General features: G+C 37.6%; 17 protein-coding genes. 10 read left to right on the plus strand and 7 right to left on the minus strand.

Annotated features, from left to right (window positions below; all coding sequences use genetic code 11):
* Positions 1 to 112: 112 nt before the first annotated feature.
* From MHH44_RS08495 to MHH44_RS08515, 5 genes are all read right to left on the minus strand, one after another.
* Positions 113 to 880 (minus strand): 3-hydroxybutyrate dehydrogenase, encoded by a 768-nt coding sequence (locus tag MHH44_RS08495; RefSeq protein WP_340798290.1) that lies wholly within the window; start codon positions 878 to 880, stop codon positions 113 to 115.
* 115 nt (positions 881 to 995) lie between these two features.
* Positions 996 to 2432 carry a GntP family permease gene (locus MHH44_RS08500; protein ID WP_014824121.1) on the minus strand — a complete coding sequence of 479 codons (1437 nt, stop codon included), beginning with the start codon at positions 2430 to 2432 and terminating at the stop codon, positions 996 to 998.
* 110 nt (positions 2433 to 2542) lie between these two features.
* Positions 2543 to 3202: a 3-oxoacid CoA-transferase subunit B gene (locus MHH44_RS08505; RefSeq protein ID WP_340798291.1), complete on the minus strand. Its 660-nt coding sequence runs from the start codon at positions 3200 to 3202 to the stop codon at positions 2543 to 2545.
* Positions 3203 to 3221: 19 nt separating this feature from the next.
* Positions 3222 to 3908: a CoA transferase subunit A gene (locus tag MHH44_RS08510; protein ID WP_339264332.1), complete on the minus strand. Its 687-nt coding sequence runs from the start codon at positions 3906 to 3908 to the stop codon at positions 3222 to 3224.
* Positions 3909 to 4149: 241 nt separating this feature from the next.
* Positions 4150 to 5493, minus strand: coding sequence for a sigma-54 interaction domain-containing protein (locus MHH44_RS08515; RefSeq protein WP_340798292.1), 1344 nt, complete (start codon positions 5491 to 5493; stop codon positions 4150 to 4152).
* Between the two features lie 323 nt (positions 5494 to 5816).
* On the opposite strand from MHH44_RS08515, the gene MHH44_RS08520 reads away from it, so the two are divergent.
* From MHH44_RS08520 to MHH44_RS08560, 9 genes are all read left to right on the plus strand, one after another.
* On the plus strand, positions 5817 to 6353 hold the full coding sequence (locus MHH44_RS08520; RefSeq protein ID WP_340798293.1) for a histidine phosphatase family protein: 537 nt from the start codon (positions 5817 to 5819) through the stop codon (positions 6351 to 6353).
* A gap of 36 nt (positions 6354 to 6389) precedes the next feature.
* On the plus strand, positions 6390 to 7124 hold the full coding sequence (locus tag MHH44_RS08525) for a metallophosphoesterase family protein (protein ID WP_340798294.1): 735 nt from the start codon (positions 6390 to 6392) through the stop codon (positions 7122 to 7124).
* A gap of 177 nt (positions 7125 to 7301) precedes the next feature.
* On the plus strand, positions 7302 to 8207 hold the full coding sequence (locus tag MHH44_RS08530) for a cation diffusion facilitator family transporter (RefSeq protein WP_340798295.1): 906 nt from the start codon (positions 7302 to 7304) through the stop codon (positions 8205 to 8207).
* Between the two features lie 194 nt (positions 8208 to 8401).
* Positions 8402 to 8623, plus strand: a complete 222-nt coding sequence (locus tag MHH44_RS08535) for a hypothetical protein (RefSeq protein ID WP_008406630.1) — start codon at positions 8402 to 8404, stop codon at positions 8621 to 8623.
* Positions 8624 to 8787: 164 nt separating this feature from the next.
* Positions 8788 to 9132, plus strand: coding sequence for a hypothetical protein (locus MHH44_RS08540; protein ID WP_340798296.1), 345 nt, complete (start codon positions 8788 to 8790; stop codon positions 9130 to 9132).
* Positions 9133 to 9178: 46 nt separating this feature from the next.
* Entirely contained in the window at positions 9179 to 11119 is a 1941-nt protein-coding gene (locus MHH44_RS08545) for a translation factor GTPase family protein (RefSeq protein ID WP_340798297.1), read from the plus strand.
* Between the two features lie 72 nt (positions 11120 to 11191).
* Positions 11192 to 11500 carry a monooxygenase gene (locus MHH44_RS08550; RefSeq protein ID WP_340798298.1) on the plus strand — a complete coding sequence of 103 codons (309 nt, stop codon included), beginning with the start codon at positions 11192 to 11194 and terminating at the stop codon, positions 11498 to 11500.
* 185 nt (positions 11501 to 11685) lie between these two features.
* Positions 11686 to 11865, plus strand: coding sequence for a hypothetical protein (locus MHH44_RS08555; RefSeq protein WP_008406635.1), 180 nt, complete (start codon positions 11686 to 11688; stop codon positions 11863 to 11865).
* Between the two features lie 77 nt (positions 11866 to 11942).
* A complete protein-coding gene (locus MHH44_RS08560; protein ID WP_340798299.1) occupies positions 11943 to 12362 on the plus strand; it encodes a flavoprotein in 420 nt (139 codons plus the stop codon).
* A gap of 257 nt (positions 12363 to 12619) precedes the next feature.
* On the opposite strand, the gene MHH44_RS08565 is transcribed toward MHH44_RS08560, so the two are convergent.
* On the minus strand, positions 12620 to 13153 hold the full coding sequence (locus MHH44_RS08565; RefSeq protein ID WP_340798300.1) for a GNAT family N-acetyltransferase: 534 nt from the start codon (positions 13151 to 13153) through the stop codon (positions 12620 to 12622).
* Positions 13154 to 13391: 238 nt separating this feature from the next.
* Here MHH44_RS08565 and MHH44_RS08570 point away from each other — a divergent pair, with 238 nt between their 5' ends.
* Positions 13392 to 13616 carry a transcriptional regulator gene (locus tag MHH44_RS08570; RefSeq protein WP_008406640.1) on the plus strand — a complete coding sequence of 75 codons (225 nt, stop codon included), beginning with the start codon at positions 13392 to 13394 and terminating at the stop codon, positions 13614 to 13616.
* A 331-nt stretch (positions 13617 to 13947) separates the two neighbouring features.
* Here MHH44_RS08570 and MHH44_RS08575 read toward each other — a convergent pair whose 3' ends face one another.
* Positions 13948 to 14715: a TerC family protein gene (locus MHH44_RS08575; RefSeq protein WP_340798301.1), complete on the minus strand. Its 768-nt coding sequence runs from the start codon at positions 14713 to 14715 to the stop codon at positions 13948 to 13950.
* Positions 14716 to 14921: the final 206 nt, after the last annotated feature.

A 14921-nucleotide genomic window follows, 5' to 3' on the forward strand; every position in this document is an offset into this window, starting at 1 on the left:
GCATCCATTTATTAATAAAGGTCCCTACGTGAGACTTAAGGACCCCAACAAAGCGAAGATAGCTTGGATTTCGAGGCACAAGCCATGCTAAAGATGAACATCCTTGAATTAATTATTGCACTGTGTACCCGCCATCTAAAACGATAGCCTGGCCAGTCATTCCTTTTGCTCCCTCGCTTGAGATAAATAGAGCCAAATCAGAGATTTCTTTTACATCAAGTAATCTTTTTTGAGGAACGAGTGGGTAAATCACTTCTTCCAATACGTTTTCGAGAGGTATATTGCGTGTTGCTGCTAAGTCTTGCAATTGATTTCGAACAAGTGGTGTATCTACATAGCCTGGACAAATAGCGTTAACCGTTATGCCTTCTGATGCAGTTTCAAGTGCCGCAACTTTTGTAAGACCAATAACACCATGTTTGGCAGAATTATATGCTGCTTTTCCTGCAAATCCAACAAGTCCGTTAATGGAAGCCATATTAATAATACGGCCAAATTTTTGTTTTCTCATATGCGGTAACACATGCTTAGTTAATACAAATGGAGCAGTTAACATTATTTTTATTAACAGTTCGAAACGCTCTGTCGGAAAATCTTCAATCATTGCAACATGTTGCATACCAGCATTGTTTATAAGTATATCGATTCGACCAAATTTCTGTACTGTTTCATCAATTGCTGCTATAATTTCTTCTTCATTTGTTACATCACATTTAAGTCCAATTGCTCGTTCTCCAAGGCTGCTTGCTGCCTCTTTCACTTTTTCTTCATTTATATCTGTTAGCACGACAGTAGCACCTTTTGTATAAAACTCTTTCGCAATCTCAAATCCTATACCTTGTGCTGCACCAGTAATGAATACCACTTTATTTTGTACCACAAAAAAACGCCTCCTAGATGAGGAGCCAAAAGAGCTGGCTCCTTTAAATTTAATTTCCGAAACACGACTTAAAACTCTCGGTTTATTAAACAGCCATTTAATAACTTCCGTTCTATTATACTAATCCAAAGAATGTATAAAGTGCGATGATTACGAATACGGCTAACGTTTTAATAATCGTAATCGCAAAAATATCCCGATATGACTGTTTATGTGTGAGTCCCGTTACTGCCAGCAGGGTAATAACCGCTCCGTTATGCGGAAGGGTATCCATGCCCCCTGAAGCCATTGCCACTACGCGGTGCATTACTTCTGGTGGAATATTAGCCGCAATAATCGCCTGATTATACTTATCAGCCATTGCTCCCAAGGCAATTCCCATACCACCTGATGCGGATCCCGTCATACCGGCAAGAGTAGTGGTCGTAACTGCACCATTGACAAGTGGATTTGTAAATGTTGTCGATATCCCGTCGCTGATTTTCGCAAATCCTGGAAGAGCTGCAATGACCCCGCCAAATCCATATTCAGCGCCGGTATTCATAGTCGCCAGCAGCGACCCTCCAATCGCTGTATTAACGCCATCTTTAAAACCACTAAATACCCGTTTAAAATCATAGGCAATAGATGATATAATTCCCACAATCAACGCCATAATAATCGCCCAAATAGGAGCAGATGTTGCTACATCCACTTTATAGGCACTCAAGCCAAGTGCTTCAAAGTCAAAGCCATTCGGATACCATTTAGGTATACTTGTAACAAATATTTTATTGGTAACCCCAACCAAAATAAGCGGAACAAAAGCCAGTATTTGTCTAGACAGCGATTGTTTGGCTGTTAAATCGGGAAGAGCAGGCTCATCCTTTACTTCTGCACTTTGAATCGTAACGGCCGTTTCCGAATCAAACCCGTAATAACCTTCTCCAGCTAATTCGGCTTTTTTTCTTCTAGCCTCCAAGTATAGTAATCCAGCTGTTAAAACGACAATTGCCCCTATGATTCCTAGAACCGGTGCTGCATAAATATCCGTTTTAAAGAAGGCGATTGGAATAACGTTTTGTATTTGTGGTGTCCCAGGCAGTGCATCCATTGTAAAGGTAAATGCACCAAGAGCAATCGTACCTGGAATTAAACGTTTAGGAATATTTGCCTGTCTAAACATTTGTGCAGCAAATGGATAAATCGCAAATACCGCTACAAATAAACTCACTCCACTGTATGTTAAGATGGCGCCAAGCAATACGATCGTGAGCATTGCTCGTTTCGCACCAAGCCAGCTGACAATTGTTTTGGCAATTGACTCAGCAATTCCTGACATTTCTACAACTTTTCCGAAAATAGCTCCCAAAAGGAAAACAGCAAAATATGATTTAATAAATCCGACCATCTTTTCCATGAATATACCTGAGAAAAATGGTAAAACATTGCTTGGTGCAATTAATACGACCGCTAAAAGCGCACAAATTGGTGCAAATAATATGACGGAATAACCGCGGTAGGCAGCAAACATTAATAGTCCAAGCGCCAATAGAATAACCAACAAATCCATATAAATCCCCCTCGTACAATAGTAGTAAGAGTTCTATTCTTTGGACAATTGCCATATGAAAGAAACTCTTATTTATGGTGTATTACATCGTTTATCTGGCAGGAAAACAGTTAAATAGAAACGCTCTCTTTTACATTCTCAACAATTAAATTTGCTTCCGTTGATTGAATTACATCCTCAACTGAAAATCCTTCAAATACTTCTTTCAGTTCTAAACCACGTGATGTTACTTCAATCAAAGCTCTTTCCGTAATAATTTTATTGACTACGCCTTTGCCTGTTAAAGGTAAAGAACATTCTTTTTTTATTTTTGGTGAACCGTCTTTCGAGACATGGTCCATTATGACAATAATTTTTTTTGCACCATTTACTAAATCCATCGCACCACCCATACCTTTAATCATTTTTCCCGGAATCATCCAGTTGGCTAAATCGCCTTTTTCGGAGACTTCCATTCCACCCAAAATGGCAACATCAATATGTCCACCGCGGATCATTGCAAATGATTCTGCACTTGTGAAAAAAGAGGAGCCAGGTATTGTTGTGATTGTCTCTTTTCCGGCATTGATTAAATCTGGATCAACTTCTTCTTTTGTCGGATACGGTCCGATTCCAAGCAAACCATTTTCGGATTGCAAGATGACGGTTTTTTCTGGAGATATATAATTTGCGACTAATGTAGGCATCCCAATTCCTAAATTGACATAGTTACCGTGTTCAATTTCTTTTTCAGCCCGAATGGCAATTCGTTCCCTATTAGATAAAGTCATTTAGAATACTCCTTTCTTATTAACGTACTGTTAATCTTTCTATTTTCTTTTCTTGTTTTGCCTGAAGGATACCTTGGACATAGATACTCGGCGTTTGAATCATATTTGGATCTAATACACCTGTTTCCACAATTTCCTCAACTTCTGCAATCGTAACTTTTCCAGCTGCAGCCATGATAGGATTGAAATTTTGAGCGGTTTTGTTATAAATCAGATTGCCTAAATGGTCAGCTTGAGCAGCGCGAATTATAGAAAAATCAGCATTTAATGCTGTCTCTAAAACATACTCCTTTCCGTTGAAATTTCGAATTTCTTTTCCTTCTGAAGTGATTGTCCCTACTCCAGCTGGTGTATAGAAGGCCGGAATACCAGCACCTCCTGCACGGATTCGTTCAGCAAGTGTGCCTTGGGGAGTCAGCTCCACTTCGATTTCACCGGAAAGTACTTGGCGTTCAAACTCTTTATTTTCACCTACATAAGATGCAATGATCTTTTTGATTTGCTTCTTCCGCAATAAAAGTCCTAATCCCCAATCGTCTATACCGCAATTATTCGAAATTACCGTTAAATCTTTTACTCCTTTTTCTTCAAGTGCAAGGATAAGCTGTTCAGGAATACCAACCAATCCGAAACCACCAACCATGAGAGTTGTGCCATCTTGAATTTGACTGACTGCTTCTTCTGCAGAAGAGAAAATGCGTTTCATGTTTTTACCTCCAATAGAAAAATAGTTTTCGTGAAAATATCGCTTTAAAAGCATATTTAATTGTATTAAAGCAGAATATTTCAACGTGTACAATATCGTGTGACAGAACTGTGACAGAATTTAAGGTGGTTGTATTCCGGAAAATCGGACTCAATTATTATGGGAAATTTTAAAAAGTGGATTAATGTGAAATTAAAAAATCCGATATTTCGGAATTTAATCCAAAATATCGGAATTTAGGTCATAAGTTGTGTTTTTTTATTTTTTCATAAAGAGTTGAACGGCTAATGCCCAACTTCACGGCAATCCGCATTTTGTCCTTCTCATTTTCTAGATATTCTTGTAAAATCTGCTCTTCTACTTGAAAAAGGATTTCTTCCAAAGTTCCATTAATTCGAGTATAATCCGGTTTTTGTCGTCGAATATAGATTGGTAATGCATCTTCAGTAATTTGCTCACCATTTGATAACTGAATAATTGCTTTTAACACATTTTTGAGTTCTCGAACATTTCCCGGCCAGTTATATTGTTGAAGTAACAACCAAGCTTTTCGACTAAGCTTAAAATCTTGGCGACTCACTTCGGAACTGAATTTGTGCATAAAAGTTTGTATTAATTCAGGAAGATCCTCAATCCGATCGCGAAGAGGGGGAATTTGCAATGTAATCGCCTGAATAAGATAAAATAAATCTTCACGAAATTGCTTTTCTTTTACTAGCCCAGCAAGTGATAAATTTGAACCTACGATTATGCGAACATCAACTGGAATTACTTCATCAGTGCCGGCTGGTTGAACTTTTTCATCCTGCATGACCTTTAACAGCTTTGCCTGTAAGGTTGTTGGGAGTTCACTAATCTCTTCAATAAAAAGAGTTCCGCCTTGTGCTCTCTGAATTCCTCCTGATTTAATTCGCTGTTCAGCCGAATCCCATTTTCCAAACAATTCTCCTTCCAGCAACTCTTTTGGTATAGTGGAACAATTAATTTTTACGAAAGGATGATCTACCTGATCGGATAATCTATGAATACTCTGGGCAAACATTTCTTTTCCTGTACCTGTTTCACCCTCGATTAAAACAGGCAGTTTTGTCGGAGCAATCATGGTGATCGTTTCTTTTATTTTTCGCATAGAGTTGGAGGTTCCTTTAATATCTGACAAGCTATAAAATGATTCGCGATATTGTTTCATATTTGTTTCAATTTGGTCTAAAGTCTTTCGAACATGAGAACTTAGTTTTTTCCAGTCATTTAAATCCCGGAAGGTTACACTCCCGAAAGCGCCAATAATTTCCCCATCAATCACAATTGGAACACGATTGGCAAGCATATAGGTACCTTTAATATATTGAGGGGCTGCAATATCAGGTGTCCCTTTTTCTATGACGAGGTGCATCTCACTATTTTCAATGACATCTGCTACATGCTTACCGATCGCATCTTCACGTTTTACTTCGAGAAAATTACAATAACCTTCGTTAAGGTAAATAATTTTTGCATTTCTGTCTACGACTACAAACCAGGGAAAGGCAGTCTCCAAAATTTGCATTATTGCAGGACCTGGTAAATTTTTTATCCAATCTTCCATTTTCCTGCCTCCATTCTTCTAATATTTTACATACTAGTTTATACTGTAAAAGAGTCAGAGGCTATAGATAGAGTAGTGGTTAAGAAGAAACTTATATACTTAAGCTTAATAATTATCTGATATTTTATGAAATATTGTTTTGGATTTTGGCAACTGGCTTACTTATAGCGAAGCTTTCGTGTTAGAAATTGACTAAATTGTCATGGGGAATGACTAAAAGTAATGTTGAATGAATAAATAATCTGGAAACATGTTTTAAAAAAGAGTCGATTCAATTCGAGGCATCAAATCGCTATAAATTTTAGCGTAAGGAGATATAAGTTGTGAAATTATATATAATTCGCCATTGTGAAGCCAATGGGCAAGCACCAAATGCATGCTTAACGTTGGCTGGGAGTGAAGCAAGCGGGCGTTTAGCAAAGTTTTTATCTGGCTTAAATATAGAGCTAGTCATTTCAAGTCCATTTACGAGGGCAGTTCATACAATACAACCTTTCGTTCTACAAAACAACATTCCATTTAAATTAGATGACCGTCTAAAGGAAAGGGTTTTAAGCAGTGAAGATCTTCCCGACTGGTATGAAAAGTTACAGCAAACCTATATTGATAAGGAGTTAAATTTTACTGGCGGGGAGTCAAGTAATGAAGCGACAAAACGTATTAATGAATTGGTGGAAGAATTAAAACAAAGTAATTACAAGTCAGTGGCAATCGTTACACATGGCAATATCATGTCATTACTACTCAATTATTATCAACCGCATTTTGGATTCGAGGAATGGAAGCAACTGTCGAATCCGGATGTCTTTGAAATGGATTTTAGCAAAGAACATCCAGTTGGAAATCGTATATGGCGGTAAGTTGTGTAAAATAGGTTGTAGAAAAGCAGGTGCAAGATGAAAAATTATTTTATTATTAGTGATATCCATGGTCAGTATAAAGCATTTGAACAATTATTAACGTTTTGGGATCAAAAGGATGTCCTTGTTCTGCTTGGGGATTTGATCGACCGGGGTCCTCAGTCTTATGAGGTTGTACAAAAGGTAATGGATCTGAAGCGGCACTACGGGGAACAGGTTGTTTTCTGTAAAGGGAATCATGAAGAAATGCTATTGGATTTTATCGAAAACCCCGGGCAAAAACACGCCTTTTATTACAAATACGGCGGTCGGGAAACAATGGCTTCATTTTTAAGGTACTTACCGGTTGAAGTAAGCGAACTCGACCCGATTGACCAAGTACAGATCGTGAAAGAGAAGTTTGCGGAGGAATTGGATTTTCTAAATTGCGGCAAATTATATGAAATTGCAGGGAACCTTTTGTTGACGCATGCAGGATTTGATTCGAGTTGTGCGGCAGTTGATGAAACGCCGGAAGAAAATTTCCTGTGGATTCGCCAGCATTATAAAAATGAGAATAAAACGCCATTTATCAATGTTTTTGGACATACGCCAGTACAACATATTCATGATTCCAATGATGTTTGGATTAGTGAAGACCAAAAATATATTGGAATAGACGGAGGTTGTTATTTTACAGGACAATTGAATGGCATCGTTCTGTCGGAAGTTGGGCAAATTGTTCGCGTATATACCGTTACTTCTGAAAAAGCCGAAAACTTCAATGATTGACAAGTGTCGTTATGATTGGGTAAAAAGTTATATTTAAATAATATTATTTCTTGGATGTATGTTTTCCCCTGATTTTTTGGTATACTATTAGTAACAATATAAAAGAGGTTATCCCGTTCGATTTTGTGCGGGGTAGCCTCTTTCGTGTTTAAAGAAGTTTTTCAGGGAGGAAACATTTTGGAGCAATATACAAATTTACGAGCGGGCGAAAAAGGTGCCTATTTATCAATTATTGCCTACATATTTTTAAGTGCGCTTAAGTTAGCAGCAGGCTATTTAGGGGATTCAGAAGCATTAAAGGCAGATGGATTAAACAATACAACGGATATTATTGCTTCGGTAGCCGTTTTAATCGGGCTGCGAATTTCCCAGCGCCCGCCGGATGATGACCATCGATACGGACATTTTCGTGCAGAAACGATCGCATCACTTGTCGCATCATTTATTATGATTTATGTCGGGATTGAAGTCCTTATATCAGCAGGTGAAAAAATTGCCAATCCGATCGATCAGAATCCTTCCTATTTAACAATTATTGTTGCCGTATTTAGTGCGGCCGTCATGTTTGCGGTATATAAATATAATTTAAACCTATCTAAAAGAATTAACAGTTCTGCAGTTAAAGCAGCAGCTTATGACAATCGCTCTGATGCCTTTGTTAGTATCGGAACAGCTATCGGTATTAGTGCTGCGCTTCTAGGCTTTTCAATTGTCGATACGATAACCGCCTTTATCATCGGTTTAATTATTATTAAGACAGCGATTGAAATTTTTAAAGAAGCGGTGTTCTCGTTAACAGACGGTTTTGATACGGAATTAATCAGTTCGATTGAAGAGCGCGTTTCGAAAATTCCGCGTGTCCGTGACGTTACCGATGTGCGCGGCAGACAGCACGGAAGCTTAATTCTTGTCGATATTACGGTAAGTGTTAATCCTAATTTAAATGTACGTGATTCACATGCCATTACGGAGCAGATTGAAAATGAAGTGAAGCACTTGAACCCTTATGCAACAACACTTGTCCATATCGAACCGTACGACCCGAAAGAGCTGATTATTTGTGAAGATGATTTCCATTTCTAATGGATAAGTCCTATAAAAGCTTTACTCAGTATACTTCAGGAAATTGACAGGTAGTTATAGAGCTGAACTCAATTTGCAATTAACTTTTCAATTTAGTCACACTCATTACGAGTTGTGGCTTTTTCTTATGCAATATTTTTCGTTAGTTGAGGCATGATATGAAGAACAAATATTATCTACTAGGAGGAAAATAGTTGGACGTTTTATTAGGTCAAATTCGTGAAGGTCTGGATTATCTGACTATACAAGGTAAGAAGGTAAATAAAATTAAAATGAATCCAAATATCTTCGAAAAAATGACGAACAAACTTATGGACGTTGAGGTAAGTGATGGTGCTATTACTGTATTCGGAATTACGATAGAGGCTGATAAAAATATCGAAGTGTATGCTTTTGTAATGGATGAAGTCACTTAATTTCAAGTGGCTTTTTATTATACCCTCATTTTCGGTGAATAGATGCACCTCACTTCAATGTAACGGAAAATGAAAATGGCTTTTATCTGTGAATGAATCAAAATCCGCCGTCTTCTGTTAAAATGGAAGAACTTACGGGTAATCATTTTATCGGAGGTTATTAAATGAAAAAAGTATTTGCAATTATTGCTGTAGTATTCATTGTCTCAATCCCGATGCTCATTGAGAGGCTGCTGACTAACCCTTCCAATTCATTGGAGCTCATGCAAACATTAAGAATTGCAGAAAATCCGGAATCGCTTTTTATGGATGAAAATAATTTCGATGCCGATAGTGTTGAGTACATACAAGAAGAATTTAGCCCCAATATGGTGAAGCAGTTTACAATACTGGAGTTTGATGAGAAGAGTTTTTTGATTCAGACAACTCCCGGTACGACAAAATGGGAAATTATTAATATTGAAGAACTACCAAAGGAAATTAAAGAATATTTTCTTTCACAGAAATAACCGTACATAGGTTCATAAATCCATAAAAAAAGAAAGAGGAATACTATTGCATACTACAATCGGAGTTGTCGCTCATGTCGATTCTGGTAAAACGACATTTTGCGAACAATTACTATATCATACAAATGCGATCAAGAAGCGCGGGCGGGTGGATCACCAAGATGCTTTTTTAGATAACCATGCCATTGAACGGCAGCGCGGGATCACGATTTTTGCGGAGCAGGGGCGTATTGACTATAACGGTCAAGCGTATACGCTGATCGATACACCAGGGCATATCGATTTCGCACCGGAGATGGAACGTGCGATTCATGTAATGGATGCGGCCATTGTTATTATCAGTGCGGTCGACGGAATCGAGGGACATACAGAAACGGTTTGGCATTTGCTGCGGGAGCATCATGTTCCGACTTTTATTTTCATTAATAAAGTAGACCGTGAAGGAGCAGATGTTGCAGCGGTCATGTCTGCGATAAAAAAAGACTTATCCCCAAATGCATTATTGTTCAATGATGGGTTCGACACAACCGTAAAAGAGTGGCTTGCGGAACGTGACGAACAGCTGATGGAAAAATATTTTGCCGATAATCTAGCGGAGAATGACTGTTTAGAGAGCCTGAAACATGCAATTAACCATGAACAAGCATTTATTTGTATGTCGGGATCTGCTTTAAAAGATGAAGGGGTACTGGATTTTTTCGAAATGATTGCGCAATTGACAGAAACAACGTTCGATGTGAACAGACCATTTGAAGGTAAGGTTTATAAAATTCGCCATGACAATCAGCAGCGTCTGACATTTATGAAAGCTTTATCGGGTGTTCTCAAGGTACGTGATGAATTTACTTTTGGTGAAACAACTGAAAAAGTTACGGAAATTCGTCTATACAATGGCAACGGTTTTACGACGGTTCCACAAGTGCAGGCGGGCGATATTTTTGCGGTAAAGGGACTGACAACGCCGCTTATCGGTGATGTGATTGGGGCAACGGAAACTAATCCTGCACAATTTGATATGATTCCGACATTGCAGGCGAAAGTGATGTATGAAGGTGCGTTACATATTAAAGAACTTCACCGTGTTTTCCGTGAAATCGAAGCAGAGGAACCGAGCTTACGTGTCGTGTGGAACGAGAAATTCCAGGAAATCTCCGTTCATGTCATGGGAACAATCCAGCTTGAGGTATTAACGGAATTGGTAAAAGAGCACTTTGGAATCGAGGTCCAATTTGGCAAGCCGCAAATTCTTTATAAAGAAACAATTGCAGCACCTACTGTCGGCTATGGCCATTTTGAACCGTTAAAGCATTATGCGGAAGTGCATCTGAAAATGGAACCGAACAATCGTGGTGCCGGCATCACATTCTCGAACCGCTGTCATGCCGACGACTTATCTGTCGGGCATCAGCGGTTAATAGAAAAGCATCTATTTGAACGAGATCATCATGGGTTACTAACAGGATTTCCGGTAACAGATATTCATTTGACGCTGCTGACAGGGCGTGCACACAATAAGCATACAGATGGCGGCGATTTCCGGGAAGCTTCGTTTAGGGCATTGCGACAAGGGCTGGAACAAGTTGGAAATGTACTGTTGGAGCCGTATTACCGTTTTAAAATGAAAGCGTCAAGTGATCATATTGGCCGGATGATGTCGGATATCCAGCAGGCAAGCGGATCATTCGAAGCACCGAATTTAACAGAAGACACTGTTACACTTTACGGACGGGCACCTGTAGCAACTTTTATGGATTATTCCACTCAATTTGCAGCCTATACAAATGGAAAAGGTGCGTTAACGCTGCAATTTGACGGCTATGATGTATGCCATAACAGTGATGAGATTATAGAACAAATTGGCTACAATAAAAACGCTGACCCGGAATATACATCATCCAGCATTTTTTGTGCAAAGGGTAAGGGTTACAGTGTGCCATGGGGTGAGGCAAAAGCAGCGATGCATTGTGAAGTGCACGAAATTGATTGACGCATGAAAGAAGGACTTTGCAGAACAATAAAAGAAGTAAGCAGTAAGGAACTTAAAAAGGAGGCACTTATAATGGCATATATTTTACAAGTAGATTTCAAAATGGATGGCCCTTTCGGTGATGAAATGGCAGTTGGTTTTAAAGAATTAGCGGAGAGCATAAATGAGGAAAAAGGCATGCTTTGGAAAATTTGGACAGAGGATGCGGAAGCAGGTGAAGCTGGTGGTATTTATTTATTTGAAACAAAAGAAACAGCTGATGCTTATTTGGAAATGCATTCAAAACGACTAAATGGCTTTGGCATTACAGCGATCAACAGTAAAATTTTCTCGGTGAACGAGTCGTTAACTAAGATTAACAAGGGTCCGGTAAATGCATAATTAGGTGATCTAAATTACCGACAGATAACGGGTTTGATATTGTGGAGAAAACAGTAAATAACAGTGCAGTAAGAGACGCATTTCGTAAATGAATTGTGTCTCTCTTTTTTGATATATCAACAATTTAATATTAAATTTAAAAAACGAGGTTAGGGACTTTGTAAAACTAATGGGGAGGCATATCTATGAAGCATACTACAATTTTATTTATTTCAATTTGTTTAATGCAATTTTGTATATTAACAAATATAACTTTGTTAAATGGTGAATGGAATGGAATCACGATGTGGGTGTGTACAGGCATTTTTATTTTTTCTTGCGCTGTTTTCGGTTCTAGCCGAATAGATGCATCTAAAAATACTTAACTTTATATTAAGATAGTTCCTAAACGAAGGTTTGGGAGCGTTCTTAATGTAATCCAAATTATTAAAAGGAGACTTCTATGGACAATTCATTTTCTATATTTTTGGACACTTATTTAGATGCTTGGAGAAATTCATCTTTAGTGGACTTGAAAGAATTAATTTCACAAACTTATGAAGCCAGAGAAATTACAGGCGGTAATATAGTTGACTTTGGTTATGTAGAATCTTTAAATGGATGGGAACAGGGTTTTAATTTCGCTAAAGAGAATAATGCTCAATGGAATATAAGAGTAGTTTCAATTCTTCCTTTAAGAAAGGATGAAACGATGGCTATTTTATCCGCTACTATGGTTATTCAAGGAGAGAGTTTAAAAACAGCAAATTTATTCTTTCAAACGTTTAAAAAATATAACCAAGGTGATTGGAAATTAGTAAGAAGTTATATTGAAGCAGGAATAAGTTTAAACGACGTGTTTTTCAACAACCAGGTACTTTAGTCTTAAAAAATTAATACAGTATACAAAATCACATTCAAAAATGTTTGAATACACAAAAAAAGCAGGAACTTTGTTTAATCAACGTTTCTGCTTTTAATATAGGTACATTGTAAATCAATACGGACAACGGTTTGAACGTACATTGGGGACACTGTGTCATGGATTTTTTGCATGAAATCATGTATAAACTGATCGTTGATAATTCATTTTGTGTTCTTTTTTTATGAAAATGGACTATTAGGTACTGAAGTCAACTTTTATTTTACAAAAATATGTGCATCGCAATAACAAAGTCCTTTGCAGCTTGGGCAATCGACGTTATATGGCTCGAAATAGCGCGGCATATAAACGAATGGTTCGAATCCCTGCGTCGTAAACTGTCGCTCAGCTGCCCAGCGATTTGTATCAGATTGTACCCAGCCAACCGTTACAATTGTTTTTGCAATCGGCTGTGCTGCTTCAAGATAAGCACGCACAAGATTAGTTCCAATCCCTTTTTTTCGTTCGTTCGGATGGACGACAAAATGACTTGTATAATAACTGATGCCTGTTGTGACCTGTTCCTTTAACGATTGCAGCTCTTCATGGAAATAAGGGAATTCCTTGTTGAAATTCTGTATTTCATAACCCGCAATATATCCGACAACTTCATTATGCTCATTAATGGATACATAACGAATGCCGCCAGCCTGATCGACGGTATTGGCCGTTTCCGGTTCAAATGGTAAAAAATCATTGAGCAGTGCAGCAATTTGCACAGCATATTTCTTTTCATAGGGGTAAATATTCATCAGTGGACCTCTGCTTTCTCATGTTCGAATTTTACTATTTTAACATAATGGAGAGCGCTTTGTTATAACAATGAATGTTTCGATATGCTTGAGTAATTTGGAGCAAAAAAATCACTTAAAGTAAGCTGATTTTATTTAATTTGTTAATGGCATCGAGTTCACTCTTAATGGGTAATTTTGATAATTGTCAAAAGGGGAACGTTTGTTCTATAATGTAGTTATGAGTGAGGTGTGATTAATGAAAGATCAATTAACAAAAGCAATGCGGCAACATCAGATTTTGGATATTATGTATATGGCCAAAGACCGGAAAATAACGAAGCGGCGAATTAAATTAATAAAAATCTCTGGTGACTATGCTCAAGCCTATTGTTTTACACGACATGCAAAACGAAATTTTATTATAGATAATATTTTAGCAGTACATCCGGTAAATAAAAAAATACGAGGGTTAGAGGCTTAATATCTAGGAGGTATTCTATCGAAAAAGGGAAAATCTTATCTTTTAAGTGATGATTGTGTGTAATATTCTGACTATTTATGGTAGAATAAAGATAGGGAGGTGGTTAAAATTGATGCAGAAAGTTTCTAATAGAATGGAGGCAGAAAAAATCTTTGACACCAATGTGAAAAATAAACCACGATTGGGCAAATTAAAGAGCATGTATCTTATCAGAAAGGAAACCTTAAATAATGAGAAGTCAAAACGAATAAAACCCTCCACTGAATTGGTGGAGGGTTATTTTTTATTAGTGATCGGCTTAAGCAATGGGACCACTTATTTTCAGTTAAAATTATTCTATTGAGGTTTTTGTTGTTTTGCGATTGGATAAAAACCATCCAGCTAGTGCAATAGCGATTAACACTCCATAAAATATCAGTTTCCACTCGAAGGAGTGGGCAAACTCATAAGAAATGACACCAACATCAGGATGACTTAAAGTTAATACTGCAAGCTTGACACCAACCCATCCCACTATTACAAATGCCGCAATTTCTAATCCTGGTTTGGATTCAAGAAGTTTCACGAAAAAGTTTGCAGCAAACCTCATGATGATTAACCCGATTAATCCGCCTGCAAATATTACGAGGAACTTTCCGCCATCCATGTCACCAATCTGCGGTAAATTCGTATTTGGAAGTGTCATTGCAAGAGCTACTGCTGCTAATATCGAATCAACCGCAAATGCAATATCCGCCAACTCGACTTTTATAACCGTACCCCAAAATCCAGATTTTTTCTGTTCTTTTTCCTTTTTTGGTCCTTTATTTTTAAAATAGAGTTTCCTGACAATGTGATTAATTGCTATAAATAATAGATATACGGCACCAATAGCCTGAACCTGCCATACATCTACTAGAAACGTTATAATAAATAAAGAAGCGAACCGGAAAATGAAAGCACCTGCAAGACCATAAAATAGTGACTTTCGTCTTTCTTTTTCAGGTAAATGTTTAACCATAATTGCTAAGACTAGGGCATTGTCTGCTGCAAGCAAACCTTCTAAGCCAATTAACAATAATAATACCCAACCATACTCTAGTAATAAAGAGATATCCAATTACATTCCCCCTAACTTCACTAAATTAATGCTAACAAAAATTATATTCCCATTTACGTAGAGTATAACCTCTTTAAAATTAAATAAGCCTCCATCAAAGCAGAGTAAATGTCCATTTTATGAATGCTGGAAATATGTTAGTTCACTATAAGGATTTTTAGGGAAAGGAATTTTCATATTTTTAAAATTTAAGGGGAATAAAAAGG

Origin of the sequence: Solibacillus sp. FSL K6-1126, from assembly GCF_038003445.1 — a bacterium.
GTDB classification, from domain to species: Bacteria; Bacillota; Bacilli; order Bacillales_A; family Planococcaceae; genus Solibacillus; species Solibacillus silvestris.